Source organism: Streptomyces sp. NPDC002044 (genome assembly GCF_040296725.1).
In the GTDB taxonomy this organism is placed as follows: domain Bacteria; phylum Actinomycetota; class Actinomycetes; order Streptomycetales; family Streptomycetaceae; genus Streptomyces; species Streptomyces antarcticus.
This window is the reverse complement of sequence record NZ_JBEOXU010000049.1, coordinates 1-26,048: the sequence shown is the minus strand read 5'-3', so window position 1 is coordinate 26,048 and position 26,048 is coordinate 1. Positions and strand designations below refer to the sequence as shown.

At 73.5% G+C, this 26,048-nt stretch carries 19 protein-coding genes and 1 pseudogene; 9 read left to right on the top strand and 11 right to left on the bottom strand.

Annotation, left to right across the window (positions count from 1 at the left end; translation table 11 throughout):
- Positions 1-133: 133 nt before the first annotated feature.
- Both ABT106_RS15095 and ABT106_RS15090 read right to left on the bottom strand, forming a co-directional pair.
- Positions 134-1,957, bottom strand: a complete 1,824-nt coding sequence (locus tag ABT106_RS15095) for a glycoside hydrolase family 3 protein (RefSeq protein ID WP_351276782.1) — start codon at positions 1,955-1,957, stop codon at positions 134-136.
- A gap of 10 nt (positions 1,958-1,967) precedes the next feature.
- Positions 1,968-2,924 carry a LysR family transcriptional regulator gene (locus ABT106_RS15090; protein ID WP_351276779.1) on the bottom strand — a complete coding sequence of 319 codons (957 nt, stop codon included), beginning with the start codon at positions 2,922-2,924 and terminating at the stop codon, positions 1,968-1,970.
- 100 nt (positions 2,925-3,024) lie between these two features.
- Between ABT106_RS15090 and ABT106_RS15085 the strand changes: the two genes are divergently transcribed.
- Positions 3,025-3,960, top strand: coding sequence for an EamA family transporter (locus ABT106_RS15085; RefSeq protein WP_351276777.1), 936 nt, complete (start codon positions 3,025-3,027; stop codon positions 3,958-3,960).
- Here ABT106_RS15085 and ABT106_RS15080 read toward each other — a convergent pair.
- Positions 3,911-4,564: pseudogene (locus tag ABT106_RS15080) on the bottom strand (GNAT family N-acetyltransferase); the annotation flags it as partial. The gene ABT106_RS15085 and the pseudogene ABT106_RS15080 sit on opposite strands and share 50 nt — an antisense overlap.
- On the bottom strand, positions 4,565-5,113 hold the full coding sequence (locus ABT106_RS15075; RefSeq protein WP_351276774.1) for a DUF937 domain-containing protein: 549 nt from the start codon (positions 5,111-5,113) through the stop codon (positions 4,565-4,567).
- 313 nt (positions 5,114-5,426) lie between these two features.
- Here ABT106_RS15075 and recD2 point away from each other — a divergent pair, with 313 nt between their 5' ends.
- On the top strand, positions 5,427-7,679 hold the full coding sequence (gene recD2 / locus ABT106_RS15070) for an SF1B family DNA helicase RecD2 (protein WP_351276771.1): 2,253 nt from the start codon (positions 5,427-5,429) through the stop codon (positions 7,677-7,679).
- Positions 7,680-7,861: 182 nt separating this feature from the next.
- Positions 7,862-9,151, top strand: a complete 1,290-nt coding sequence (locus ABT106_RS15065) for a citrate synthase (RefSeq protein WP_267718657.1) — start codon at positions 7,862-7,864, stop codon at positions 9,149-9,151.
- Between the two features lie 393 nt (positions 9,152-9,544).
- On the opposite strand, the gene ABT106_RS15060 is transcribed toward ABT106_RS15065, so the two are convergent.
- Together ABT106_RS15060 and ABT106_RS15055 are read right to left on the bottom strand one after the other, a co-directional pair.
- Positions 9,545-11,818: a heavy metal translocating P-type ATPase gene (locus ABT106_RS15060; protein ID WP_351276767.1), complete on the bottom strand. Its 2,274-nt coding sequence runs from the start codon at positions 11,816-11,818 to the stop codon at positions 9,545-9,547.
- Between the two features lie 126 nt (positions 11,819-11,944).
- Positions 11,945-12,184, bottom strand: coding sequence for a heavy-metal-associated domain-containing protein (locus tag ABT106_RS15055; protein WP_351276764.1), 240 nt, complete (start codon positions 12,182-12,184; stop codon positions 11,945-11,947).
- A 165-nt stretch (positions 12,185-12,349) separates the two neighbouring features.
- Between ABT106_RS15055 and ABT106_RS15050 the strand changes: the two genes are divergently transcribed.
- Positions 12,350-13,621: a cation:proton antiporter gene (locus ABT106_RS15050; protein ID WP_351276816.1), complete on the top strand. Its 1,272-nt coding sequence runs from the start codon at positions 12,350-12,352 to the stop codon at positions 13,619-13,621.
- Here ABT106_RS15050 and ABT106_RS15045 read toward each other — a convergent pair.
- Positions 13,599-14,372 (bottom strand): TetR/AcrR family transcriptional regulator, encoded by a 774-nt coding sequence (locus tag ABT106_RS15045; RefSeq protein WP_351276761.1) that lies wholly within the window; start codon positions 14,370-14,372, stop codon positions 13,599-13,601. The two genes, ABT106_RS15050 and ABT106_RS15045, sit on opposite strands and share 23 nt — an antisense overlap.
- Before the next feature lie 130 nt (positions 14,373-14,502).
- On the opposite strand from ABT106_RS15045, the gene ABT106_RS15040 reads away from it, so the two are divergent.
- Positions 14,503-16,815: an MMPL family transporter gene (locus ABT106_RS15040; protein WP_351276757.1), complete on the top strand. Its 2,313-nt coding sequence runs from the start codon at positions 14,503-14,505 to the stop codon at positions 16,813-16,815.
- A gap of 57 nt (positions 16,816-16,872) precedes the next feature.
- Here ABT106_RS15040 and ABT106_RS15035 read toward each other — a convergent pair whose 3' ends face one another.
- From ABT106_RS15035 to ABT106_RS15025, 3 genes are all read right to left on the bottom strand, one after another.
- Complete coding sequence (locus ABT106_RS15035) at positions 16,873-17,073, bottom strand: helix-turn-helix transcriptional regulator (protein ID WP_267799541.1); 201 nt, start codon at positions 17,071-17,073, stop codon at positions 16,873-16,875.
- Between the two features lie 247 nt (positions 17,074-17,320).
- Positions 17,321-18,331 carry a Gfo/Idh/MocA family protein gene (locus ABT106_RS15030; protein WP_351276753.1) on the bottom strand — a complete coding sequence of 337 codons (1,011 nt, stop codon included), beginning with the start codon at positions 18,329-18,331 and terminating at the stop codon, positions 17,321-17,323.
- A gap of 22 nt (positions 18,332-18,353) precedes the next feature.
- Complete coding sequence (locus ABT106_RS15025) at positions 18,354-19,268, bottom strand: sugar phosphate isomerase/epimerase family protein (RefSeq protein WP_351276750.1); 915 nt, start codon at positions 19,266-19,268, stop codon at positions 18,354-18,356.
- 261 nt (positions 19,269-19,529) lie between these two features.
- Between ABT106_RS15025 and iolC the strand changes: the two genes are divergently transcribed.
- From iolC to ABT106_RS15005, 4 genes are read left to right on the top strand one after another with little or no spacing between them, the layout of a single operon-like run.
- A complete protein-coding gene (gene iolC / locus ABT106_RS15020; RefSeq protein WP_502979377.1) occupies positions 19,530-20,495 on the top strand; it encodes a 5-dehydro-2-deoxygluconokinase in 966 nt (321 codons plus the stop codon).
- Between the two features lie 7 nt (positions 20,496-20,502).
- On the top strand, positions 20,503-21,366 hold the full coding sequence (iolB, locus tag ABT106_RS15015) for a 5-deoxy-glucuronate isomerase (protein ID WP_351276810.1): 864 nt from the start codon (positions 20,503-20,505) through the stop codon (positions 21,364-21,366).
- A complete protein-coding gene (iolD, locus tag ABT106_RS15010; RefSeq protein ID WP_351276747.1) occupies positions 21,363-23,237 on the top strand; it encodes a 3D-(3,5/4)-trihydroxycyclohexane-1,2-dione acylhydrolase (decyclizing) in 1,875 nt (624 codons plus the stop codon). Before iolB ends, iolD begins: the two co-directional genes overlap by 4 nt.
- Positions 23,238-23,248: 11 nt before the next feature.
- Positions 23,249-24,748 (top strand): CoA-acylating methylmalonate-semialdehyde dehydrogenase, encoded by a 1,500-nt coding sequence (locus ABT106_RS15005; RefSeq protein WP_351276744.1) that lies wholly within the window; start codon positions 23,249-23,251, stop codon positions 24,746-24,748.
- 99 nt (positions 24,749-24,847) lie between these two features.
- Here the strand turns inward: ABT106_RS15005 and ABT106_RS15000 are convergent, their stop codons facing one another.
- On the bottom strand, positions 24,848-25,885 hold the full coding sequence (locus ABT106_RS15000; RefSeq protein ID WP_351276741.1) for a WxL protein peptidoglycan domain-containing protein: 1,038 nt from the start codon (positions 25,883-25,885) through the stop codon (positions 24,848-24,850).
- Positions 25,886-26,048 lie beyond the last annotated feature (163 nt).

Here is a 26,048-nt window from a genome sequence, read left to right as displayed (position 1 = left end):
CGCCCTCACCTGTGTCCCGGCTACCTGTGTCCCGGCTACCGGTGTCCCGGCGGATGGCGTTCCGGCGGTCGTTCGCCGGTGGCGCGGCGCCGTGCGTGCCCGCCGGGCGCCGATCGCCGCCGGGCGGCCGCCGTCAGGGGTACGCCAGTCCGTGGCCCAGCGGGTAGCGGCCCGGAACCGGGACCGGGAGGCGGCCCCCGGGGCGTACCGCACCGGTGATCACCCGGGCCGCCGCGCGCATCTCCACGTCCGTCCAGCAGTACGTCGCCAGCTCCGCCGCGCACTGCGGCAGCCGGGCCGCGTCGTACGGGTTGCGGACCGCCACCGCCACCACCGGGACCCCGGACGCGACGAGCTCCGCCACCAGCGCGCGCTGGGGGCTGTCCCCCTCGGGGACGTTGTACGTGCACACCAGCACCGCCGCGTGCCCCGGCGCCGCGGCCGCGGCCCGCTCGGGCGCCACCGCGTCGGCCCGGCAGCCCAGCGCGGTCAGCTCCCGGGCCAGGACGGCCGTCGGGGGCCCTGTGGTGCCGGTGGGGGATGCGGGGTCGGCCCCGGTGATCAGCAGCCGGGGCGCGGCCGCGGCGTCGAGCGGGAGCAGCCCGACGGGATTGGCCAGCAGCGTGGTCGTGCCGGCCGCGATCTCGTCGGCGGCGGCCAGGTGCTCCGGGGAGCCCACGACGGAACCCGCCCCCGCCGCGGTGACCGCCGGGGCCCCGAACAGGCCGCGCCGGGCCTTGAGTTCCAGGATGCGCAGCACCGACGCGTCGATCCGCGCCTCGGTCAGCTCGCCCGCCCCGACGGCCGCCAGCACGCTGCGGTGCGCGAGCCCCAGGTCCGGCGGGTTCAGCAGCTGGTCGCAGCCCGCGAGCAGGGCCAGGACCGGCACCCGGTCGTCCCCGTACTTCTGGCGGACCCCGGCCATGTCGAGGGCGTCGGTGACCACCACCCCCCGGAAGCCGAGGCGTTCGCGCAGGATGCCGGTGACGATGGGGCGCGAGAGGGTCGCGGGGTCCCCGGAGGGGTCGAGGGCGGGGAACACGATGTGCGCCGTCATGATCGCGTCCACGCCCGCCTCGACCGCGGCCCGGAAGGGCGGCTCGTCCAGCTCCTCCCAGACGGCCCGGCTGTGGCGCATCACGGGCAGCCCGACGTGGCTGTCGGTCTCGGTGTCCCCGTGGCCGGGGAAGTGCTTGGCGGTGGCGGCCACCCCGGCGCCCTGGTAGCCGCGGATCTGGGCGGCGGACAGTGCGGCCACGGCGCGCGGGTCGGAGCCGAAGGACCGTACGCCGATCACCGGGTTGGCCGGGTTGACGTTGACGTCGGCCACCGGCGCGTAGTCCTGGCGGATGCCCATCGCGGCCAGCTCGGTGCCCGAGATGCGCGCGGCCCGCCGGGCGTCGGCGGGGGAGCCGCCCGCGCCGAGCGCCATCGCCCCCGGCAGCAGGGTCGCGGGCCGGCCGATACGGGCGACCGCCCCGTGCTCCTGGTCGGTGGAGAGCAGCAGCGGGATCCGCGCGCCGCTGCCCAGGGCGGCCCGCTGGAGGCCGCCGGACAGCTCCGCGATCTGCCGCGGGTCACGGGTGTTGTGGGCCCACGCGAAGTAGACGATCCCGCCGAGGTGGTAGCGGGAGACCAGCTCGGCGGCGGTGCGGACCCCGAACAGCGTCAGGTTCCGCTCGGCGTCCGCCGGGTCCGGGTCGGTCGCCGAGTGGCCGTACGCCCGGGACACGAAGAGCTGCCCGACCTTCTCGGCGAGGCTCATCCCCTCCACCAGGCCGCGCATCCGGGCCCGGTCGAGGTGCCGGCCCGGCGGTCCGCCGGGGGCGCGGCCGGGGGCGCGCGGGTCGTCGGGGACGCGGCGGGCGCCCGCGGTCGCGGAGGCGGCCCCGGCCGCCGTGACGGCGGCCAGGGCGGCCGCGGCGAGCAGGGTCCGGCGGGAGGCGTGGTTCGGCACGCGCCGGACCCTACTGCCGGGCCGGGGCGGCGACGTGACGGACACTCGGGAGGTCCCCCGGACGGGGCGCGGCCGCGGCCCAGTGCTCCCGCAGGGTCCGTACGGCCTCGGTGATGGCGGGCCGGCGGGCCGCACCGGTCCGCCACAGGGCGTACAGCCGGCGTACGGGTCCGGGCTCCAGCGGTACGGCCACCGCGCCCGGCGGCAGCGCGCCCGTGCCCAGACGGGGGACGACGGCGACGCCGAGCCCGGCCGCGACCAGGGCGACGATGGTGTGGTTCTCCTCGGCGACGTGCGCGATGTCGGGCTCGAAGCCGGCCGTCCGCAGGGTCCGTACCAGCCAGTCGTGGCAGACCCGCCCGGGTGGCTGGCACACCCAGCGCTCCCCGCCCAGATCCGCGCGCAGGATCACCTCACGGCGGGTGAAGGGATGCCCGGCCGGGACCACCAGGTCGCAGAGGTCGTCGCCGATCACCGCCTGCTCGACGCCCTCCGGGGCGGGCAGCGGGGCGATGTCCCAGTCGTGGGCCACGGCCAGGTCGGTGACGCCCCGGACCACCAGGTCCACCGACAGGTGGGGGTCGACCTCCGTGAGGCGTACGTCGAGCGCCGGGTGCCGGACGGCCAGGTCGGCCAGCACCCCCGGCAGCAGCCCGCGCGCCGCCGAGGCGAACGCGGCCACCGTCAGCAGCCCGCCGGGCTGCCCGCGCCGCTCTTCCAGGGTGGTCTCGGCCCGCTCCACGATCGCCAGCAACTCCCGCGCCGTGTCGGCCAGATGGTGGGCCTCCTCGGTGAGGGCGACCCCGCGCCCGCGGCGCTCCAGCAGCGTGGTGCGGGTCTCCCGCTCCAGTTTGGCGATCTGCTGCGAGACCGCCGAGGGGGTGTAGCCGAGGGCGGCCGCCGCGCCCGCGACCGAGCCGTGGACGGAGACGGCGTGCAGGGCGCGGAGGCGGGCGAGGTCAAGCATGTCCCCATCGTGGCAGCCCGGCCATTCGGTAGCAATGCTTCATCCCTCGCGGAAGGAACTCGCGCTGGTGCTACATCCTCCGGGCATCGATGCTCGAACCATGCGTCCCGTACACACCGCGCTCGCCGTGCTCGTCGCCGCAGTCTGGGGCGTCAACTTCGTCGTCATCGAGATCGGACTCGGCCACTTCCCGCCGCTGCTCCTGTCCGCCCTGCGCTTCCTCGCCGCCGCGCTGCCCGCCGTGTTCTTCGTCGGGCGTCCCAAGGTCGCCTGGAAGTGGATCCTCGGGGTCGGGGCGGCCCTGGGCATCGCCAAGTTCGGCCTGCTGTTCACCGGGATGGCCGCCGGGATGCCGGCCGGGCTGTCCTCGCTGGTGCTCCAGATCCAGGCCGTGTTCACCGCGGTCCTGGCCGCCGTCGTCCTGCGCGAGCGGCCCGGCCGGGTGCGGGTGGCCGGCATGGGGGTCGCGCTCGCCGGCATCGCCGTCGCCGCCGTCGACGGAGGGACCTCGGGGCCGGTGCTCGGCTTCGTCCTGGTCGTCGCGGCCGCCGCCTGCTGGGGCGTCTCCAACGTGCTGACCCGCAGGGCCTCGCCGCCCGACGCCCTGAACTTCATGGTGTGGGTGTGCGCGGTCCCGGTGCTGCCGCTGTTCGCGCTCTCGCTGCTGCTGGAGGGGCCGCAGCGGGACCTGGCCGCGCTGCGGGCGCTGGACTGGTCGGGGGCCGCCGTCATCGGATACGTCGCCTGGGTGTCCACCGTCTTCGGTTTCGGCGCCTGGGGCTACCTGCTGCGGCGCTACCCGGCCTCCTCCGTGGCGCCCTTCTCGCTGCTGGTCCCGGTGTTCGGGATGTCCTCGGCGGCGCTGGTGCTGGGGGAGTCCGTTTCGGGCACGCGCTGGCTGGCGGCGCTGCTCCTGGTCGGCGGGGTGGCGCTGACCTCGCTGACGCCCGCGCGGCGTCCGGACCGTACGGGGGTCGGTACGGACGTCAGCGCGGGGAGCCCTCCTGCAGCGGCAGTCGCCAGTCCTGTCCCGTGAGGGCGACCCCGTACGAGCGGTGCGGGCGCTCGGCGACCAGGGTGAAGCCGGCGTGCAGGTAGAGGGAGCGCGCGGAGGTCAGCACGTCGTTGGTCCACAGGACGAGCTCGCGGTAGCCGACCGAGCGGGCGAAGGCCACGACGGCGTCCACGAGGAGGGTGCCGATCCCGTGGCCGCGGCCGGCGGGCTCCACCAGGAGCAGCCGCAGCCGCGCGGTGCCGGGCGCGGCGTCCTCCCGTACGCACATCACCGAGCCGGCCGGGCGGCCGTCCAGTTCGGCGATCCAGACCCGTTCCAGGTACGGGTCGTGGTCCTCGGCGAAGTCCGCGACGATCCGGGCCACCAGGCCCTCGAACTCGCTGTTCCAGCCGTACTCCGCGGCGTACAGGGCGCCGTGCCGCTGCACGATCCAGCCCAGGTCGCCGGGCTCGGGGGCCCGCAGCCGCACGGGTGCCTTCTCGGGCGTGTCCATGGCGTCCGAGGATAGCGTGCGGGGCGCCGGCGGGGGATGGGCGCGGAGGGTGCGCGAAGGGCGGTCCGGGTGCGGCTCCCGCCGTCTTCCGGACCGCCCTCGGCGCACCCGCGGGGCGTTACGCCGAACGGGTCACTTCTTGCCGCCGCCGAGGATCTGGCCCAGCAGGTCCCCGAGTCCGCCGCCGGAGGCCGGGGCGGCGCCGGGAGCCGGGGCCGCCCCGGGGGCGCCGCCGGCCGTGGGGGCCCCCGCGGCCTTGCCGGAGGCCGCACGCTTGGCGAAGACCGCCAGCAGCACCGGGATCAGCAGCTCGATGACGCGGCTGATGGTGGGCGCGGGGATGCCGGTCTTCTTCGAGACGGCGTTGGCCACCGGCCTGCTGACCTTGGCGAGCACCCCGGCCATCATCCCGCCGGACAACATCCCGCCCAGGCCGCCGCCCAGGGTGGACACGCCCTGCAGCGGGGGCTCCGCCACCTCGGCGAGGGCCTGGCGGACCTCGACGCCGTCGTCGTCGTCGGCCGCCGCCTTCTCCTGCAGACCGCCGGTCATGGCGCCGACCGTCTCGGCGACGGTGTCGCGGGCGCCGTTGGTGTCCGTGCCGAGGAGCCCGGCGATCTCGGTCAGCTTGTCGTCGCCGAGTTCGTGGAGCACGTCGTCCTGGAATGAAGGTTCGCTCATGAGGGAAACGCTACTTCTGCGGTGATTTGACGGCATCTCGGACCCTCCTCCGGTAACGGAACGGCAAAGCTCCGGATCCGGGTGCAACCCTGCGCGGGAATCGCGGGTCGTATGGTGCGTCGGGACTTTCGGGAGGGGATCTGGGGGGATCGGGAAGTCCGACACGGGAGGGGTAACCGTGAGGGGGTCCGGCCGCGAGGCCGGGCCCCCTTCTGGTGTCCCGGACCCGTCCGCCTGGTGTCCCGTGCCTGTCTGCCCACGGTTTTCCACAGGGCGTCCCGCGCTGTCGGCGCCGGACGGTAGCTTTCGGTCCATGGCAGCGGACGGGGCGGCAGCGGTACAACCGGCGGTGGTCGACGGGGTGCTCGAGCGCATCACCTACGCCAATGAGGACACCGGGTACACGGTCGCCCGCGTCGACACGGGCCGCGGTAGCGGCGACCTCCTCACCGTCGTCGGCTCGCTCCTCGGCGCGCAACCCGGCGAGTCCCTCCGGATGGAGGGCCGCTGGGGCTCCCACCCGCAGTACGGCAGGCAGTTCACGGTGGAGAACTACCGCACCGTGCTCCCCGCCACCATCCAGGGCATCCGGCGCTACCTCGGCTCCGGCCTGATCAAGGGCATCGGCCCGAAGATCGCGGACCGGATCGTGGAGCACTTCGGCACCGACACCCTCGACGTCATCGAGGACGAGCCGAAGCGGCTCATCGAGGTGCCGGGGCTCGGCCCCAAGCGGACCAAACTGATCGGCGCCGCCTGGGAGGAGCAGAAGGCCATCAAGGAGGTCATGGTCTTCCTCCAGGGGGTCGGCGTCTCCACCTCCATCGCCGTGCGCATCTACAAGAAGTACGCCGACGCGTCCATCTCCGTGGTGAAGAACCAGCCCTACCGGCTCGCCGCCGACGTCTGGGGCATCGGATTCCTCACCGCCGACCGCATCGCCCAGGCCGTCGGCATCCCGCACGACAGCCCCGAACGGGTCAAGGCCGGCCTCCAGTACGCCCTGTCGCAGTCCACCGACCAGGGGCACTGCTTCCTGCCCGAGGACCGGCTCATCGCCGACGGGGTCAAGCTGCTCCAGGTGGACACCGGACTGGTCATCGACTGCCTCGCCGAGCTCGCCGCGGACCCGGAGGGCGTCGTACGGGAGCCGGTGCCCGACCCGCAGGGCGGGCCGGACCCGCTGACCGCCGTGTACCTGGTCCCCTTCCACCGCGCCGAGCTGTCGCTGGTCGGGCAGGTGCGCCGGCTGCTGAACGCCGAGGACGACCGGATGCCCGGCTTCCGGAACGTGGACTGGGACAAGGCCCTGGGCTGGCTCGCCTCGCGGACCGGGGCCTCGCTCGCCCCCGAACAGCGGGACGCGGTGAAGCTGGCCCTGACCCGCCGGGTCGCCGTCCTGACCGGCGGGCCCGGCTGCGGCAAGTCCTTCACCGTGCGCTCGATCGTCGAGCTGGCCCGGGCCAGGAAGGCCAAGGTCGTGCTCGCCGCCCCCACGGGACGGGCCGCCAAGCGGCTCTCGGAACTCACCGGGGCCGCGGCCTCCACCGTGCACCGGCTGCTGGAGCTCAAGCCGGGCGGGGACGCGGCGTACGACCGGGAACGGCCGTTGGACGCGGACCTGGTCGTCGTCGACGAGGCGTCGATGCTGGACCTGCTGCTGGCCAACAAGCTCGTCAAGGCCGTGGCGCCGGGCGCGCACCTGCTGCTGGTCGGGGACGTGGACCAGCTGCCGTCGGTCGGCGCGGGGGAGGTGCTGCGGGACCTGCTGGCCGAGGGCGGCCCGGTGCCCGCCGTACGGCTGACCCGGATCTTCCGGCAGGCCCAGCAGTCCGGGGTGGTCACCAACGCCCACCGGATCAACACCGGCCTGCCGCCGATCACCGACGGACTGCCGGACTTCTTCCTCTTCGCCGAGGAGGACACGGAGGCGGCCGGGGCGCTGGCCGTGGACGTGGCCGCCCGCCGGATCCCCGCCCGGTTCGGACTCGACCCGCGCCGCGACATCCAGGTGCTCGCCCCGATGCACCGCGGCCCGGCCGGCGCCGGAAACCTCAACGCCCTGCTCCAGCAGGCCATCACGCCGGCCCGGCCGGACCTCCCGGAGAAGCGCTTCGGCGGCCGGGTCTTCCGGGTGGGCGACAAGGTCACCCAGATCAGGAACAACTACGAGAAGGGCGCCAACGGCGTCTTCAACGGGACGCTCGGCGTCGTCACCGCCCTCGACACGGACGAACAGCGCCTGACGGTGCGGACGGACGAGGACGAGGAGATCGGGTACGAGTTCGCCGAACTCGACGAGCTGGCCCACGCGTACGCCGTCACCATCCACCGTTCCCAGGGGAGTGAATATCCGGCCGTGGTGATCCCGGTCACCACCGGCGCTTGGATGATGCTCCAGCGCAATCTGCTCTACACGGCGGTGACCAGGGCGAAGAAACTGGTCGTCCTCGTCGGGTCCCGGAAGGCCCTGGGGCAGGCGGTGCGTACGGTTTCCGCAGGCAGGAGGTACACGGCGGTCGCCGCCCGGCTGTCGGGCCGGATACCGGTGGGAAACATCACCTAGATGATCGATCATTTGGGGTTCCCGGCGCCGGTGCGAAGGGGCAGGATGAGCAGCTTGGCGGCACTCAGTGCCGTCGAGAAGACCAAATGCCGACCCCGAGTGCACTCTCCTGCGCCAAATGGGGGAAGGTAGAGGCAGTCAGGGCACCTCGAAGAAGAGGCACTACGTCGGTGAGGGATGACGTGAGCGACAACTCTGTAGTACTCCGGTACGCGGACGGTGAATACACCTACCCGGTGGTCGAGAGCACCGTCGGTGACCAGGGCTTCGACATCTCGAAGCTGCGGGCCCAGACCGGGCTCGTCACGCTGGACAGTGGCTACGGCAACACCGCGGCGTACAAGTCCGCGATTACCTACCTCGACGGCGAGCAGGGGATCCTGCGCTACCGCGGCTACCCGATCGAGCAGCTGGCCGAGCGTTCGACCTTCATCGAGGTCGCGTACCTGCTGATCAACGGGGAGCTGCCGACCGTCGACCAGCTCGCGTCGTTCCGCAACGAGATCACCCAGCACACGCTGCTGCACGAGGACGTGAAGCGCTTCTACGACGGCTTCCCGCGTGACGCGCACCCGATGGCGATGCTGTCCTCCGTGGTCAGCGCGCTGTCGACGTTCTACCAGGACAGCCACAACCCGTTCGACGAGAAGCAGCGCCACCTCTCGACGATCCGCCTGCTGGCCAAGCTGCCGACGATCGCGGCCTACGCGTACAAGAAGTCGGTCGGCCACCCGGTGGTCTACCCGCGCAACGACCTCGGCTACGTCGAGAACTTCCTGCGCATGACGTTCTCCGTGCCGGCCCAGGAATACGACCTGGACCCGGTCGTGGTCTCCGCGCTCGACAAGCTGCTGATCCTGCACGCGGACCACGAGCAGAACTGTTCGACCTCCACCGTGCGTCTGGTCGGCTCCTCGCAGGCGAACATGTTCGCCTCGATCTCCGCCGGCATCTCGGCCCTGTGGGGCCCGCTGCACGGTGGCGCCAACCAGTCCGTCCTCGAGATGCTGGAAGGCATCAAGAACGACGGCGGCGACGTCGACGCCTTCATCCGCAAGGTGAAGAACAAGGAAGACGGCGTCCGCCTCATGGGCTTCGGACACCGCGTCTACAAGAGCTTCGACCCCCGGGCGAAGATCATCAAGGCCGCGGCGCACGATGTCCTCTCGGCACTCGGCAAGAGCGACGAGCTGCTCGACATCGCGCTCAAGCTGGAAGAGCACGCGCTGGCCGACGAGTACTTCGTCTCGCGCAACCTCTACCCGAACGTGGACTTCTACACCGGTCTCATCTACCGGGCCATGGGCTTCCCGACCGAGATGTTCACCGTGCTCTTCGCGATCGGCCGCCTTCCCGGCTGGATCGCCCAGTGGCACGAGATGATCAAGGAGCCGGGTTCCCGCATCGGCCGCCCGCGTCAGATCTACACCGGCGAGGTCCTGCGCGACTTCGTTCCCGTAGAGAGCCGCTGAGCCACCGGCCGGGGCCTGCGGGCCGCGGCGGCATCCGCGCGCCGAACACAGGCACGCACAGGCAGGGAGAAGCGCCCCGCCGTCGATCCCCCCACGGGTCGACGGTCGGGGCGCTTTCCTTTCCCCGGTACGGATTCCCCCCACGGGATCCGATCCGGGGCGTCGGTGTCTGCCGGGACCCGTTCGGGTCGGGAGGGCCGCTCAAGGCTTCCCGCGGCACGCGTCCCGGCCGGCCGATGCCACGGACATCCCCCAAGACGTCCGTGAGACGTCCCCCAAGACGTCCCTGGCATCGCCCCATTAGACCCACGACGACCCCGGATGGTTACGTCGCGATCACTGTGATCTGCGTCTCGCGTGAAGGAACTGTGGCGGGGATGCGAAGGTGATCCACTAGCGGAAGGACCGCAACCGGAGGCTGTTGGTCACCACGAAGACCGAGGAGAAGGCCATCGCGGCCCCCGCGATCATCGGGTTGAGCAGTCCTGCGGCCGCCAGCGGCAGGGCCGCCACGTTGTAGCCGAAGGCCCAGAACAGGTTCCCCTTGATCGTGGACAGGGTCCGGCGGGACAGCCGGATCGCGTCGGCCGCCACCCTCAGGTCGCCCCGTACGAGGGTCAGGTCGCCCGCCTCGATGGCCGCGTCGGTGCCCGTGCCCATGGCCAGGCCCAGGTCCGCCTGGGCCAGCGCGGCCGCGTCGTTGACCCCGTCGCCGACCATGGCGACCGTACGGCCCTCGGCCTGAAGCCGCTTGACCACGTCCACCTTGTCCTGCGGCAGCACCTCGGCGATCACCTCGTCGATGCCCACGGCGCGGGCCACCGTCTCGGCCACGGCCTTGTTGTCGCCGGTCAGCAGCACCGGCGTCAGCCCGAGCGCGCGCAGCCGGGCCACCGCCTCGGCGCTGGTCTCCTTGACCGCGTCGGCCACGGTCAGCACCCCGCGCGCCGCTCCGTCCCAGGCCACCAGGACGGCGGTGTCGCCCGCGGCCTCGGCGGCCGCCAGGACCCCGGCGAGCGCCTGGGGCAGCGCGATCGACCGCTCGGCCAGCAGCCGGGCGCGGCCCACCAGGACGGCGTGGCCCTCCACCTCGCCCCGGACGCCCAGTCCGGCGAGGTTCTCGAAGCCCTCCGGCGTCGGCAGGCCACCGGGAAGGCCGACGGCGCCCGCCGCGACGGCCCGGGCGATCGGGTGCTCGGAGGCGTGCTCCAGCGCTCCGGCCAGGCGGAGCAGCTGCGAGGGGTCGACGCCCTCGGCGGGGTGGACGCCGGTCAGCGCCATGCGGCCGGTGGTGACCGTACCGGTCTTGTCCAGGACGACGGTGTCCACGCGGCGGGTGGACTCCAGCACCTCGGGGCCCTTGATCAGGATGCCGAGCTGCGCTCCCCGGCCGGTGCCGACCATCAGCGCGGTCGGGGTGGCCAGGCCCAGGGCGCACGGGCAGGCGATGATCAGGACGGCCACGGCGGCCGTGAAGGCGGCGGTGGGGTTGTCGGTGGCGAGCAGCCAGCCGACCCAGGTGCCGAGCGCGAGGACGAGGACGACCGGGACGAAGACGGCGGAGATCCGGTCGGCGAGGCGCTGTACCTCCGCCTTGCCGTTCTGCGCGTCCTCGACGAGCCGCGCGATCCGGGCCAGCTGGGTGTCGGAGCCGATCCGGGTGGCCTCGACGACCAGGCGCCCCGAGGTGTTGACGGTGGCGCCGGTGACGACGTCCCCCGGGGCCACCTCGACCGGGACCGACTCGCCGGTCAGCATGGAGGCGTCGACGGCGGAGTCACCCTCGACGACCGTGCCGTCGGTGGCGATCTTCTCGCCGGGGCGGACGACGAACCGGTCGCCGACCGCGAGGGAGCCCACCGGTACGCGGACCTCGGAGCCGCCGCGCAGGACGGCGACGTCCTTGGCGCCGAGCCGCAGCAGGGCCTTGAGGGCCGCGCCGGACTTCCGCTTGGCGCGCGCCTCCAGGTAGCGGCCGAGCAGGATGAACGTGACGACGCCGGCCGCGACCTCCAGGTAGAGGGCGGAGGAGCCGTCGTTCCGGGAGATCGTGAGGTCGAAGCCGTGCCGCATGCCGGGCATGCCCGCGTGGCCGAAGAACAGGGCCCACAGGGACCAGGCGAAGGCGGCGAGCGTGCCGACCGAGACCAGGGTGTCCATGGTGGCGGCGCCGTGCCGGGCGTTGGTCCAGGCGGCCTTGTGGAAGGGCAGGGCGCCCCAGACGACGACGGGGGCGGCGAGCGTCAGGGAGAGCCACTGCCAGTTGTCGAACTGGAGCGCCGGGACCATCGAGAGCAGTACGACGGGGGCGGCGAGGACGGCCGAGACGAGCAGCCGGGTGCGGAGCGCGGCCGACTCGGGGTCGGCCGCCTCCGGTGCGCCGTCCGCTCCGGTTCCCGGGCCCTCCGCGGCCTGTGGCTGCGGCTGCGGCGGCGGGGGTTCCTCGGCGGTGTACCCGGTCTTCACGACGGTTTCGATCAGATCGGCGACCCGGACGTCACCCGCGTACGAGACCTTGGCCTTCTCGGTGGCGTAGTTCACCGTCGCGGTGACCCCGTCCATCCGGTTCAGCTTCTTCTCGATGCGGGCCGCGCAGGAGGCGCAGGTCATTCCGCCGATCGTGAGCTCGACCGCCGCTATGGGTCCGTCGTGCACTGTGCTGGTCATGTTCCGGGCTCCAGGGGGAGGGCCGGGCGGTACGGAACCAGTATGAGCTGGCCGGTGCCGCCCGGCGGGGTGCTGCGGGTGCTTCGGGGGGCGGGATGCCGCCCGGGTGGGGAGCGGTGGCGCCGGTTACGGCTGGGCGGGGCCGGCGAACGCGTAGCCCGCCTCGTCCACGGCGGCGCGTACGTCCTCGTCCGCCAGCGGGGCCGCGGAGACCACGGTGACCTCGCCGGTCGCGGCGACGGCCTTGACCGAGCTGACGCCGGGCAGGGCGGAGAGCTCCGTGGTCACCGCGCCCTCGCAGTGCCCGCAGGTCATGCCGGTCACGCGGTAGACGGTGGTGGTCTGGGTGTCCGTCTCGGCGGTCATGTCGTTCTCCTCATGAGGGGTGGGTCCGGTCACCGGGGGCGGCGGATTTCTCCAGCCTGTTCCTCCGACCCTTCGAGACTATACCCCTAGGGGGTATCGAAGCGAGGATGCGCGTCCGGTCTTTTGAGGTGGACGATACGGGCGAGGTATATGTAAATGGCGGATATGGATCAACCGGGCACCCTCGTTCTGATCATGGCCGCCGCCGTGCTCGCCCCGCTCCTCGCCTACGGGTTCTCGCGCTGGCTGGCCGTGCCGCTGGTCATCTTCGAGATCCTGCTCGGCATCCTCATGGGGCCCGACGTGCTCGGATGGGCGAGCTCCGGACAGGTGATCGACGTACTGAGCCAGCTCGGCCTGGCGATGCTGATCTTCCTGGCGGGCTACGAGGTCCAGTTCGACCGGATCAAGGGGGACACCCTCAAGCGCTCGGTGTGGGCCTGGACGATCACGCTCGTCCTGGGGCTCGGGGCCGGGATCCTGCTCTCCGACGGGGGTGGCTTCGACAAGGGCGTCTACATCGGCACCGCGCTGACCAGCACCGCGCTCGGCGCCATCCTGCCGGTGCTCAGGGACGCCGGGGACCTCAAGAGCCGGTTCGGCACGGTGATGATGGCGATGGGGTCGGTCGGCGAGTTCGGGCCGATCATCGCCATGGCGCTGCTGCTGAGCGGGCGGGCGCCGGCCCGCTCGGCGGCCCTGCTGGTGGCCTTCGGCCTGCTGACGGCGGCGGCCGTGTTCTGGGCGCTGCGGCCCAAGCCCCCGTGGTTCTCCCGCGTCATCGCCAAGACCCTGCACAGCAGTGCGCAGTTCGCGGTACGGCTGGTGATGCTGATGCTGGTGGGCATGCTGGCGCTGGCCCAGGCGATGGGGCTCGACATCCTGCTCGGCGCCTTCGCGGCCGGACTGATCACCCGGCTGGTGCTCCAGGGGGCCGCGCCGGAGAGCAGCGGGACAGTGCTGTCGAAAGTCGAGGCGCTCGGCTTCGGCTTCCTGGTGCCGCTGTTCTTCGTGGTCACCGGGATCGGGTTCGACCTGGAGGCGCTGCTCGGGGGCGGGTGGGCGCTGCTCCTGGTCCCGGTGTTCCTGCTGCTCTTCCTGGTGGTGCGGGGGCTTCCGATGTGGCTGCTGGCCCCGCGGGACCTCGGGCGGCGCGACCGGTCGGCCCTGGTGCTGTTCGGTTCCACCGCGCTGCCGCTGGTCGTCGCCATCACCACGATGGGGGTGCAGGACGGGAAGGTCGAGCCGGGGGAGGCGGCGGCGCTGGTGGGGGCGGGGATGCTGTCCGTACTGGTGTTTCCGCTGGTGGGGCTGCGGCTGCGAGCGGGCTCCGGGGCGGGGGGCGGGGCCGGGACGGGGGAGGAGCCGGGGCCGGGGGAGGGGTCGGGGCCGGGCGGCCGACGCCCGGACCGGGTCACCGGGAGCGAGTCGTGGTGACCATGGGTTCCAGGTAGCGGAGCAGGACGGTCTTCAGCTCGGCGGTGTAGGCGGCGCGCTCCGCGCCCTCGTGGGCGAGGATCAGGTCCAGCGACGACTTGAAGATGCCCAGGATCATGTTCGAGGTGTGGGTGAGCTCGGCCGGCGTGGCCGCGGGGGCGAAGCCGTGCAGGACGGCCTCGATCCGGGTGAGCAGGTTGCAGTGCAGCTCCTCGTGCTCCTGTGTGATGCCCGGGACGCCGGAGCCGTGCATCAGCGCCCAGAACGCCGGGTTCTCGCAGTTGAAGGCGATGACCGGGTCCAGGACGGCGTCCAGCAGCTCGGGCAGGGGCCGGCCCAGGTTCTCGGGCAGGAAGGCCTGGCCGTGCGTCTCGTGGGCGCTCCGGAGCAGCCGGCCGCCCAGCTCGATCGCGATGGCCTCCTTGTTCGGGAAGAACTGGTAGAGCGTGCCCGGCGAGACCCCGGCCTCGCGCGCGATGGCGTTGGTGCTGGCCGCGGCGTATCCGGTACGGCAGAACACGCCCGCGGCGGCTGCCAGGAGCTGGCTGATCCGCCGCTCACCGCGGGCTTGGCGGCGGCGGGGGGCGGTGGCCGCGGCCGTGGTCGTGCTCGCGGCCGTCTCCGTGTTTGCGGCCGTGTCCGCAGCCGTGTCCGCGGCCGTGTCCGCGGCCGTGTCCGCGGCCGTGTCTTTGTCGGACGGCGCCGGTGTTCCCGCTTCTTCTGGCGTTTTGTCCTGGGGTGTCCCCGGCATGTCCAATCCCTTGCTTCCCGTGGGTGATTGACAAACACGAGGGGTCGCTCGCATTCTGAGTGAACGCGAGCGACTGCTCGTATTCGCCAGTGTATTCAGCCTGGCAATCAGGTGAAGGGGACACCGAGTCATGTCCGAAGTCAAGAATCCGCCGCCGCCCGGGGAGAGCGGCAGGTGGACCCGGATCGTCACGGCCCGGCCGCGGCTCTCGCTGCTGCTCGCCCTGGTCGTGACGGCCCTGGCCGTGTTCGCGGGAGGCGGCGTCGCCGACCGGATGGGCAGCGGCGGCTGGGAGGACCCGGACGCCCAGTCCACCCGCGCGGCCTCGGTCCTGGAACGCGAGTTCCCCGGCTCCCAGCCCAACCTGCTGCTGCTCGTCCAGGCCCGGGACGGCGCCGCCGCCGGAGTGGACGATCCCGCCGTCGCGGCCGAGGCGGAGCGGCTGACGGTGCGCCTCGCCGCCGAGCGGGGGGTCGCCGGCGTCGGCTCGTACTGGCGCACGCCGTCACCCGCGCTGCGCTCCGGGGACGGCGGGCAGGCGCTGATCGCCGCCCGGGTGACGGGCGACGAGAAGACCGCCACCCGGGTGCTCGACCGGCTCGCCCCGCGCTACCAGGGGGACCACGGACCGGTCAGGGTCTCCCTCGGCGGGCAGGCCGCGGTCCAGCGGGAGGTGACCGCGACGATCCAGGAGGACCTGCTGCGCGCCGAACTGATCGCCCTGCCGGTGACGCTCGTGCTGCTCGTCCTCGTCTTCGGCAGCGCGGTGGCCGCCCTGCTGCCGCTCGGCGTCGGGATCGTGGCCGTCCTCGGGACGAACGCGGTGCTGCGCGGCCTCACCGAGTTCACCGACGTCTCGGTCTTCGCCCAGAACCTGACCACCGCCCTCGGGCTCGGACTCGCCATCGACTACGCCCTGTTCATCGTGCGGAGGTTCCGCGAGGAACTCGCCGCGGGCCGGGACCCGGCCCGCGCCGTCGGGGCGACGCTGCGCACCGCCGGCCGCACCGTGCTGTTCTCGGCGCTGACCGTCGCCGTCTCGCTCTCGGCGATGCTGTTCTTCCCGATGTACTTCCTGCGGTCCTTCGCCTACGCCGGGGTCGCGGTCGTCCTGCTGGCGGCGGGCGCCGCGCTGATCCTGCTGCCCGCGGCCCTGGTCCTGCTGGGCCACCGGGTCAACTCCCTGGACCTGCGCGCGCTGTGGCGCCGGGGCCGGCGTACCGCAGGAGCGCCGGAGGCCGGGGAGAGCGGCCGGGGCTGGGCGCGGACGACCGCGCTGGTGATGCGGCGCGCCCCGCTGTTCGCGGTGGCCACCACCGCGGGGCTGCTGCTGCTCGGCCTGCCCTTCCTCGGGGTGAGGTTCGGCACCGTGGACGACCGGCAGCTGCCGGCGACCGCCGCGTCGCACCTGGTCCAGCAGCAGATCCGGGACGGCTTCCCGGGCAGCCCCGGAGGCGGGCTGATCGTGCTGGCCGAGGGGGCGGCGGGACCCGAGGACCTCACCGCGTACCGGGACCGGCTGGGCGCACTGCCCGGGGTGGTCCGGATCGACGGCCCGGTGAGCGCCGGCCCCGGCTCGCCGTACGCCTACTTCTCGGTGGCCGCCGACGGCGAGGCCGTGGGCCCGGGAGCACAGGACCTCGTCGGCGAGGTGCGCAAGGTGGACGCGCCCTTCGAGACGTCCGTGACCGGACAGGCGGCGGTCCTCGTGGACGCCCAGGACGCCATAGCGGAGGAACTCCCCGCCGCCCTGGCCCTGGTGGTACTGGCCACGCTGCTGCTGGTGTTCCTGCTCACCGGCAGCGTCCTGATACCCGTCCAGGCGATCCTGCTCAACGCGCTGAGCCTGACGGCGATGTTCGGGGCGGTGGTGTGGGTCTTCCAGGAGGGCAACCTCTCGGGCCTGCTCTCCTTCACCTCGACCGGTGACATAGAGACCACGCTGCCGGTGCTGATGTTCTGCATCGCCTTCGGACTCTCCATGGACTACGGGGTGTTCCTCATATCCCGGATCAAGGAGGAGTACGACCGCACCGGGGACCACGAGGGAGCCGTGAGCGCGGGACTGGCCCGCACCGGCGGACTGATCACCGCGGCCGCCGTGATCCTGGCGGTGGTGATGGTGGCCATCGGCACCTCGCGGGTGACCAACACCAAGATGCTGGGGCTCGGGATCGCCCTGGCGGTCCTGATGGACGCCATGGTCGTACGGAGCCTGCTGGTTCCCGCGGTCATGAAGCTGACCGGGAAGGCCACCTGGTGGGCGCCGGGCCCGCTGCGCCGGATGCACGCGCGGTTCGGGCTGAGCGAGGGGGAGCCCGCCGCTCCGGGGCCCGGTCCGCAAACGGGTCCCGAGGCGGGCCGGGATCCGGGTCCGGACCCCGGGGCGGGGTCCGGGGCGGGGTCCGGAGGGGCTGAGCGGATACCGGCCGGGGCCCGGTAGGCCCGGTAGGCCCGGCCCCGGGCCACCGGGCGGTGGCGGGGTCCCGGCCGGGGACGGTCAGTCGTCGCGGCGGCCCCGGTTGCCCGGGCGGCGGGACACCCAGGTGCGGATGGTGTCGGCGTACCAGTAGGGCTTTCCGCCCTCCACGTGGTCGGGTGCGGGAAGCAGCCCGTGCTTGCGGTAGGAGCGGACGGTGTCCGGCTGGACCCGGATGTGGGCGGCGATCTCCTTGTACGACCACAGCTGTCGGTCGCTCATGCACGACACCTCCTTGTCCACGCCGCGGGGCCGGCCGGGAGGCCGTCGGGGGAGCCGGCGCGTGGACACTGACGATCACTCGAGTTGTGCCCGGGGAACGACGCAGGGTGAGGGCAGGGGAGGGGCTGTAGACCGCCTGTGACGGAAACCCCGCGTAATGCGGATATGTGTGACACAAGCGGGACCCCTGTGACAGATGCGACACACCGGTCCGGCGGCGGCGCGGCCCGCCGGGCCGGAGCGGGGGTCAGCGGTACAGGGGCGGACGTTCCACCAGTTCGACCGTGGTCCGCACGCCGCCGCGCGCCGCCGTCAGGCCCGCCTCCGAGACGGCCGACGCCGCGTACCCGTCCCAGGCGTCCGGTCCGGCCACCCGGCCCCGCGCGGCCGCGGCCACCCAGCTCCGCAGCTGCCGGTCGTAGGCGTCGGCGAAGCGCACCGTGAAGTCCTGCGGGATCTCCCCGCCCCACCGGCCCGCCGCCTGTACGACCATCGCGTGCCCGTCTCCGATCCGGGCGCTGCCGGACTCGCCGACCGCCTCGCACCGCACCTGGTACCCGACACCGCAGTTGACGAAGATCTCCACGTCGACGACGGCGCCGCCGGAGGTCTCCAGCAGGACCAGCCGCGGGTCCCGCAGCCCCTCCGGCGCCGCCGAGGAGGGGGTGGGGGAGAGGACGGACACCGCGGTGACCTCCTGCCCCAGCAGCCAGCGCGCCGCGTCCACCTCGTGCACCACGGAGTCCGTGATGAGCATGTCGCTGGTGAAGAAGGCGGGGGAGGCCGCGTTGCGGTGCCGGCAGTGGAGGAAGAGCGGCCGGCCGATCCCGCCCGCGTCCAGCAGCTCCTTCAGCCGCTCGTACTCGGCGTCGTACCGCCGCATGAACCCGACCTGCACCAGGCGCCGCCCCAGCCGCTGTTCGGCCTCCATGATCCGCAGGGCGCCCGCCGGGTCCGGGGTCAGCGGCTTCTCGCACAGCACCGGCAGCCCCCGCTCCAGGGCCGCCAGGACGGCCTCCTCGTGGGCCGGCCCGGGGGAGGCGATCAGGACCGCGTCCACCCCGGGCGCGGCTATCGCGGCCGCCGGGTCGGTGTACGCGCCGGCCCCGTCCAGGGCGCCCGCCACCTCCTTGACCCGGTCCCCGTCCGGATCCGCCAGGGCCACCACCCTGGCCCCGCCGACGGTCCGTCCGATCCGTCGGACGTGGTCCGTGCCCATCTTCCCGGTGCCGATGACGGCGATGCCGAGCGTGCTCATGTGGTGATTCCCTTCCGGAGGGTCAGCGGGCGCCGCAGGAGCGCAGGTAGGCCAGGGTGCGCCGGGCGATCGGCAGCGGCCGGCCGGGCGGGCAGGGGTACATGTCCTGCTCCACGATCGCGAACAGGTCCACCCCGAGCCGCTGGGCCGCCCGCAGCACCGGCTCCAGGGCCGGTACCCCCGACGGCGGTTCGCACATCACCCCGCGGGCGACCGCCGGGCCGAAGGGGAGCCCCTCCGCGACGACTTCGGCGAGGACGTGCGGGTCCACCTGCTTGAGGTGGAGGTAGCCGATCCGTTCCGCGAAGGTCTCCAGGGCCCGGACGCTGTCGCCGCCGCAGTACGCGTAGTGCCCGGTGTCCAGGCACAGGGAGACCAGGTCCGGGTCGGTGGCGTCCAGGAAGCGGGCCACGTTCTCCGGGGTGTCGACGTGGGTGTCGGCGTGCGGGTGCACGACGATCCGCAGTCCGTAGCGGTCCCGGACCTCCCGGCCCAGCCGCTCGGTCTGGGAGGCCAGGTCGCGCCACTGGGCGGCGGTCAGCGTGCGGTCCTCGCGCACCTCCCCTGTCTTGTCGTCCCGCCAGAAGGAGGGGATGACGACGAGGTGGGCCGCGCCCGCGGCCCGGGTGAGCGCCGCGATCCGCGACACGTGCTCCCAGGTGTCCTCCCACACGGCGGGCCCGTGATGGAGTCCGGTGAAGACGGTTCCCGCCGAGACGCGCAGCCCCCGCCGGGCCGTCTCCTCGGTGAGGCGGCCGGGATCGGTGGGCAGGTAGCCGTACGGGCCGAGTTCGATCCACTCGTACCCGGCGTCGGCGACTTCGTCGAGGAACCGCTCCCAGGGGGTCTGGAGAGGGTCCTCGGGGAACCAGACACCCCAGGAGTCCGGAGCCGAACCGATGCGGATACGGGTCAACGCGGGCGGGGAGGACGTCATAGCGGCCACCTTAGGGTGCGAGGCACGAGGGGGCGGCGAAGAGGACGGTGACGGCGGTGCGCAGAACGGCGTAGGGCGGTGCGTGCGGTGGCGTAGAGCGCGCACGGTCCGGCGCACGGGGCGGCGCGCGGCGCGGCCCACGGCGCGGCCCACGGCCCAGTGGGTGCGGCGCGTCGGGGAAGACGCCGCCACGACGCCGCGCAGGCGGCGCGCGACGGAACGGGAGACGACGAGGTGAACGAGCGAGTGGGAGGAGCGACCGTGACAGTGACCGGCGACCCGTTGGGCTTCGACCTGATCACGATGGGGCGGATCGGGGTGGACCTCTACCCGCTGACGACCGGCGTACCGCTCGCCGAGGCCGACACCTTCGGCAAGTTCCTCGGCGGCTCCCCGTCCAACGTGGCCGTCGCGGCCGCCCGCCTGGGGCGCCGGACCGCGGTGGTCACCCGCACCGGAGCCGACCCCTTCGGCGGGTACCTGCGCGCGGAGCTGCGCCGCCTCGGCGTGGACGACCGGTGGGTGTCCGAGGTCGAGGGGCTCCCCACCCCGCTCACCTTCTGCGAGATCTTCCCGCCCGACCGTTTCCCGCTCTACTTCTACCGCCTGCCCAAGGCGCCCGACCTGGAGATCGAGACCGACGAGCTGGACCTGGACGCGCTCCGTGCGGCCCGGGTCTTCTGGATGACGGGGACGGGCCTGAGCGAGGAGCCGAGCCGCTCCGCCACCCTCGCCGCGCTGGAGGCCCGCGGCCGCGCCGGGACCACGGTCTTCGACCTGGACTGGCGGCCGACGCTGTGGCGGGAGAAACCGGAGCCGTACTACGAACGGGCGCTGGCCCTGGCCACGGTGGCCGTCGGCAACCAGGAGGAGTGCGCCGTCGCCACCGGAGCGTCCGAGCCGTACGCGGCGGCGCGGGCGCTGCTGGCCGCCGGCGTGGAGCTGGCGGTCGTCAAACGGGGCCCGGACGGGGTACTGGCGGTCCACCGGGACGGCACGGTCGCCGACGTCCCGCCCGTACCGGTGGAGGTGGTCAACGGCCTCGGCGCGGGCGACGCGTTCGGCGGTGCGCTGTGCCACGGGCTGCTCGCCGGATGGGACCTGGAGCGGACGGTGCGGTACGCGAACGCGGCCGGCGCCATCGTGGCCACGCGGCTGGCCTGTTCCACCGCGATGCCGTTTCCCGACGAGGTGGAGGAGGTGCTCGGCCGTGCCGGTGGTGTCTGAGTGGGGGATGGAGTGGACGAGGCTGCTCGTGCTCGCCCTCGAACCGGGGGAGACGTACGCGCACCCGTGCGGGGACGCGGAGTGGATCGTGCTCCCGCTGTCCGGGTCCTGCCGGGTCGGCGGCCGGGAGGGGGGCCCGGACCCCGGATCCGGCGGCGGCGCGTACGACTTCGAACTCCGCGGCCGCCCGGGGGTGTTCGGCGGGCCCACCGACTTCGCGTACCTGCCCCGGGACGCGCACGCGAGCGTCACCTCCGCCGCGGGCGGCCGGTTCGCGCTCGCCGGGGCGCGCTGCGACCGCCGCCTTCCCGCCCGGTACGGCCCGGCCGCCGACGTCCCCGTCGAGCTGCGCGGCGCCGGGAACTGCTCCCGTCAGGTCAACAACTTCGCCGCCGCCGGCTCCTTCGCGTGCGACCGGCTCATCGCCGTCGAGGTGCTCACCCCCGGCGGCAACTGGTCCTCGTACCCGCCCCACAAGCACGACGAGGACCGGCCCGGCGAGGAGTCCCGGCTCGAGGAGATCTACTGGTTCGAGATCGCCCCTCACGGCGACACCCCCGGCATCGGGTACCAGCGGGTCAGCCCCTCCCCGGCCGGGAAGACCGACATCCTCACCGAGGTGCGCACCGGCGACGCCGTGCTCATCCCGGACGGCTGGCACGGCCCGTCCATCGCCGCGCCCGGGCACGACATGTACTACCTGAACGTGATGGCGGGCCCCGGCCGCACCCGGGAGTGGCTCATCCGGGACCACCCCGACCACGGCTGGATCCGCGCCACCTGGCCGGGTGCGGAGACCGACCCCCGGCTGCCCTTCCCCGGGGCGTCCCGTCCCGGGGCACCCTTCCCCGAGGCGGAGGCCCCCCGATGAGACTCACCGTCGCGCAGGCCCTCGTCCGCTTCCTCTCCCGCCAGTACACCGAGCGGGACGGGCAGCGCCACCGGCTGATCGCCGCCACCTGGGGGATCTTCGGCCACGGGAACGTCGCCGGCGTCGGGCAGGCGCTGCTGGAGGCGGGCCCGCAGGCGATGCCCTTCCTCCAGGGACGCAACGAGCAGGCCATGGTGCACGCGGCCGTCGGGTACGCCCGCCAGTGCGGGCGGCTCTCCGCGCACGCCGTCACCACCTCCATCGGGCCCGGCGCCACCAACCTCGTCACCGGAGCCGCCCTCGCCACCATCAACCGGATCCCGGTGCTCCTGCTCCCCGGGGACACCTTCGCGACCCGTCCCGCCGACCCCGTGCTGCAACAGCTGGAGGTGCCGTACGCGGGCGACGTCTCCGTCAACGACACCCTGCGGCCCGTCTCCCGCCACTTCGACCGCGTCACCCGGCCCGAGGCGCTGATCCCGGCGGCCCTGCAGGCCGTACGGGTGCTCACCGACCCCGTGCAGACCGGCGCCGTCACCCTCGCGTTGCCGCAGGACGTGCAGGCGCAGGCGTACGACTGGCCCGAGGAGTTCTTCGCCGAGCGGGTCTGGCGCGTGCGCCGGCCCCGGCCCGACCGGTCCGAGCTCGCCGCGGCCGCCACGGCCGTACGGGGCTCCGCGCGCCCCCTGATCATCGCCGGCGGCGGCATCCGCCACAGCGGCGCCCGGGCCGCCCTCGCGGCGTTCGCCGAGGCCACCGGCATCCCGGTCGCCGCCACACAGGCGGGCAAGGGCGCCCTCCCGCACGGCCACCCGGCCGATGTCGGCGGCATCGGGCACACGGGCACCGCGGCCGCCGCCGACCTCGCCCGGGAAGCCGACCTGGTGATCGCCGCCGGGACCCGGCTGACGGACTTCACCACCGCCTCCACGACCCTCTTCCAGAACCCCGCCGTCCGGTTCGTCGGCCTCAACCTGGACCCGTACGACGCCCACAAGCTCGCCGCCCGGCCGCTGGTCGCCGACGCCCGCGAGGGCCTCGACGAACTCCGGGAGGCGGTCCTCGGCCACCGCGTCGCCCCCGCGTACGAGGAGGCGTACCGGCGGGGCCGGGCCCGCTGGGAGGCCCGCGTCCACGCGGCCTACGCCGTACCCGCCGCCGACGAGGACCTCCCGCCCACCCAGACACAGGTGCTCGGGCTGCTCGACGCGCTCGTCGACGGCACGGACATCCTGGTCAACGCGGCCGGCTCGCTCCCCGGCGACCTGCACAAGCTGTGGCGGACCCGCTCGGCGGACCAGTACCACGTCGAGTACGGCTACTCCTGCATGGGCTACGAGATCCCGGCCGCGATCGGCGTGGCGCTCGCCGCGCCGGGCCGGCCCGTGTGGGCGCTCGTCGGCGACGGGACGTACCTGATGAACCCGACCGAGCTCGTCACCGCCGTCCAGGAGGGCGTCCCGGTCCGGGTGGTGATCCTCGACAACCACGGCTATGCCTCCATCGGCGGCCTGTCGCAGGCCGTCGGCGGGGAGGGCTTCGCCACCGCGTACCGCTTCCGGGCGCCCGACGCCTCGTACACGGGGGACCCCCTTCCGGTGGATCTCGCGGCGAACGCGGCCTCACTCGGGATGGCCGTCATCCGCGCCCGCACCGTGCGTGACCTGCGTGAAGCCCTCGCCGAGGCCCGCTCGGCGACGCGTCCCACATGTGTCTACGTACAGACCCGAACGCCCGACACTGTGTCGGGCCCACCCCCGGCACAGGCGTGGTGGGATGTTCCTGTGGCCGAGACCGCGACCCGTGAGGCGGCGGCCGAAGCCCGTGAAGCGTACGACCGGCAAGCCGCGCAGCGACGTCGCCATCTGTGAAGGAGCAAGGCATGAAGACCGTCAACCACTGGATCGGTGGCAAGACCGTCGAGGGCGCGTCGGGCAACTACGGCCCGGTCACCGACCCGGCCACCGGCGAGGTCACGACCCAGGTCGCGCTCGCCTCCGCCGAGGAGGTCGACGCGGCGGTACGGATCGCCCAGGAGGCGTACGCGTCCTGGGGCCAGTCCTCGCTGGCCGCCCGCACCAAGGTGCTGTTCGCCTACCGCGCCCTGCTCGACGCCAACCGCGACGCGATCGCCGAGCTGATCACCGCCGAGCACGGCAAGGTCCACTCGGACGCGCTGGGCGAGGTCGCCCGCGGCCTGGAGATCGTCGAGCTGGCCTGCGGCATCACCACCCAGCTCAAGGGCGAGCTGTCGACGTCCGTGTCCAGCCGCGTGGACGTCTCCTCGATCCGCCAGCCGCTCGGCGTCGTCGCGGGCATCACCCCCTTCAACTTCCCGGCGATGGTGCCGATGTGGATGTTCCCGCTGGCCGTGGCCTGCGGAAACACCTTCATCCTCAAGCCGAGCGAGAAGGACCCCTCGGCCGCGAACAAGCTGGCCCAGCTGGCCACCGAGGCCGGTCTGCCGGCGGGCGTCCTCAACGTCGTCCACGGTGACAAGGTCGCCGTCGACGCGCTCCTCGCCCACCCGGGCATCTCGGCCGTCTCCTTCGTCGGCTCCACCCCGATCGCCCGCCACATCCACACGACCGCTTCCGCCAACGGCAAGCGCGTCCAGGCGCTGGGCGGTGCCAAGAACCACATGCTCGTCCTCCCGGACGCCGACCTGGACGCGGCCGCCGACGCGGCCGTCTCCGCCGCCTACGGCTCGGCCGGCGAGCGCTGCATGGCGATCTCCGCCGTCGTGGCCGTCGGCTCCATCGCCGACACCCTCGTGGACAAGATCCGCGAGCGCGCCGAGAAGATCAAGATCGGCCCCGGCAACGACCCGGCCTCCGAGATGGGCCCGCTGATCACCGCCGCCCACCGCGACAAGGTCGCCTCGTACGTCGAGGGCGCGGCCGCCCAGGGCGCCGACGTGATCCTGGACGGCACCGGCTACACGGTGGAGGGCAACGAGAACGGCCACTGGATCGGCCTCTCCCTGCTCGACAACGTCACGACCGACTCCGACGCCTACCGCGACGAGATCTTCGGTCCGGTCCTGTGCGTCCTGCGCACCGCGACGTACGAGGAGGGCGTGGCTCTCATCAACGCCTCGCCGTTCGGCAACGGCACCGCGATCTTCACCCGCGACGGCGGCGCCGCCCGCCGCTTCCAGCTGGAGGTCGAGGCGGGCATGGTCGGCGTCAACGTGCCGATCCCGGTGCCGGTGGGCTACCACTCCTTCGGGGGCTGGAAGGACTCGCTCTTCGGCGACCACCACATCTACGGCAACGACGGCATTCACTTCTACACCCGCGGCAAGGTCGTCACCACCCGCTGGCCGGACCCCTCGGACGCCCCCGACGGCGTGGACCTGGGCTTCCCCCGCAACCACTGACGCGGGCCGCTGCCCACGCCCCTCGGAGCACCCCGAACCGCGGACCCCCGGCCCACCCTCACCGGCCGGGGGTTTCCGCTGCCCTCTCACCGGCCCCCGTCAGCGCACCCGGGCCACGTCCGGTGCGGAGGCGGGGAGCCGCGCGTCGCGGGCCCGGCGGCGGTGCAGCGCCCACAGGGCGGTGCAGGCCCCCGCGAGCACCAGCAGCGCGCCCGCCGCCGGCCACGGCACGGCGACGAAGTCCGCCTCGGCCGCGGAGACCAGATCGGGGTGGGCCGCCGCGCCCGCCGCGACGCGTACCGTCACCCAGTCGGACTGCGGCGCGTCCGGCCAGGGCTCCGTCAGCTCGACGCGCTGCCCCGGCAGGAGGACGAGCTTCAGCTCGCGGGCCGGCCGGTCCAGCACCTCGCGCCCGAACAACCCCTCGGCGGAGACGGTGACGCGGGGCTCGACGACGACGTTCCCCCGGTTGACCAGGGCGTACGTGATGGTCGCGCGGGCGTCCTGGATCCACGGCAGCGCCGGCGCGGACCGGCTGACCCGCACGTCCTGCACGCTCAGCCCCGCGGTCACCGGCCCGGGGACCCGGAAGTACAGCCGGGCGCCCACCGAGCGCTTCACCCCGACCTGGACCTTGCCCTCCTCGCGCACGCCCTCCACCTCGGTGTTCAGGACCACGATCCCGCCGACGTGGTCGCCGGGCGTCGCGTCCGACGGCACCTTCACGGTGAACGGGACGTCCTTGCGGCCCTTGGGAGGCACGGTGACCGTCCCCGCCGCCTCCGGCGCCAGGGCGATCCAGGTGCCGATGTCCTTGGGCTTCGTCTCCACGGGCAGCAGCGCGAAGGCGCCGCCCGACGGGGTGTTCACGGCGTCCGTGGCGAAGACCTGGAACGTCAGCTCCCGGTCGGAGGAGTTGATGATCGTCGCGCTGTCGGCGACGGCCGTCCCGGCCGCGCCCTGGTGGAAGAAGTACGCCCGGTCGGTCATCGCCGCACCGGCCGGCGGGGTCGGGAAGACCCCCCAGGTGCCGTTGTCCGCCGCCCTCGCGGCGGAGGCGGGGAGGAACAGGCCCGCGCCCAGCAGGAGCAGGCCGGCGAGCAGACCGTACAGAGGGGTGCGGGTGCGGGTGCGCATGGGCGGGTCTCCAGTCGCGGCGGACAGGGCGAAGGTGGTGGGGGGGGGGGGGGGCGCCCCCCCCCCCCCCGCGCCCGCGGGCCCCGGCAGGCGGTGGAGGATCGGATACACCACACCGTGCTGTGTGGGGGCATAGAACAAAGGGAGGGGGGCGAAACCGCGC

What these genes read in the sequence shown, in the direction of transcription:
- ABT106_RS15090 (WP_351276779.1), bottom strand. Translation starts at nt 2,924, where the DNA reads ATGCTTGACCTCGCCCGCCTCCGCGCCCTGCACGCCGTCTCCGTCCAC.
- ABT106_RS15085 (WP_351276777.1), top strand. Translation starts at nt 3,025, where the DNA reads ATGCGTCCCGTACACACCGCGCTCGCCGTGCTCGTCGCCGCAGTCTGG.
- ABT106_RS15075 (WP_351276774.1), bottom strand. Translation starts at nt 5,113, where the DNA reads ATGAGCGAACCTTCATTCCAGGACGACGTGCTCCACGAACTCGGCGAC.
- recD2 (WP_351276771.1), top strand. Translation starts at nt 5,427, where the DNA reads ATGGCAGCGGACGGGGCGGCAGCGGTACAACCGGCGGTGGTCGACGGG.
- ABT106_RS15060 (WP_351276767.1), bottom strand. Translation starts at nt 11,818, where the DNA reads ATGACCAGCACAGTGCACGACGGACCCATAGCGGCGGTCGAGCTCACG.
- ABT106_RS15055 (WP_351276764.1), bottom strand. Translation starts at nt 12,184, where the DNA reads ATGACCGCCGAGACGGACACCCAGACCACCACCGTCTACCGCGTGACC.
- ABT106_RS15050 (WP_351276816.1), top strand. Translation starts at nt 12,350, where the DNA reads ATGGATCAACCGGGCACCCTCGTTCTGATCATGGCCGCCGCCGTGCTC.
- ABT106_RS15045 (WP_351276761.1), bottom strand. Translation starts at nt 14,372, where the DNA reads ATGCCGGGGACACCCCAGGACAAAACGCCAGAAGAAGCGGGAACACCG.
- ABT106_RS15040 (WP_351276757.1), top strand. Translation starts at nt 14,503, where the DNA reads ATGTCCGAAGTCAAGAATCCGCCGCCGCCCGGGGAGAGCGGCAGGTGG.
- ABT106_RS15035 (WP_267799541.1), bottom strand. Translation starts at nt 17,073, where the DNA reads ATGAGCGACCGACAGCTGTGGTCGTACAAGGAGATCGCCGCCCACATC.
- ABT106_RS15030 (WP_351276753.1), bottom strand. Translation starts at nt 18,331, where the DNA reads ATGAGCACGCTCGGCATCGCCGTCATCGGCACCGGGAAGATGGGCACG.
- ABT106_RS15025 (WP_351276750.1), bottom strand. Translation starts at nt 19,268, where the DNA reads ATGACGTCCTCCCCGCCCGCGTTGACCCGTATCCGCATCGGTTCGGCT.
- iolB (WP_351276810.1), top strand. Translation starts at nt 20,503, where the DNA reads ATGGAGTGGACGAGGCTGCTCGTGCTCGCCCTCGAACCGGGGGAGACG.
- iolD (WP_351276747.1), top strand. Translation starts at nt 21,363, where the DNA reads ATGAGACTCACCGTCGCGCAGGCCCTCGTCCGCTTCCTCTCCCGCCAG.
- ABT106_RS15005 (WP_351276744.1), top strand. Translation starts at nt 23,249, where the DNA reads ATGAAGACCGTCAACCACTGGATCGGTGGCAAGACCGTCGAGGGCGCG.
- ABT106_RS15000 (WP_351276741.1), bottom strand. Translation starts at nt 25,885, where the DNA reads ATGCGCACCCGCACCCGCACCCCTCTGTACGGTCTGCTCGCCGGCCTG.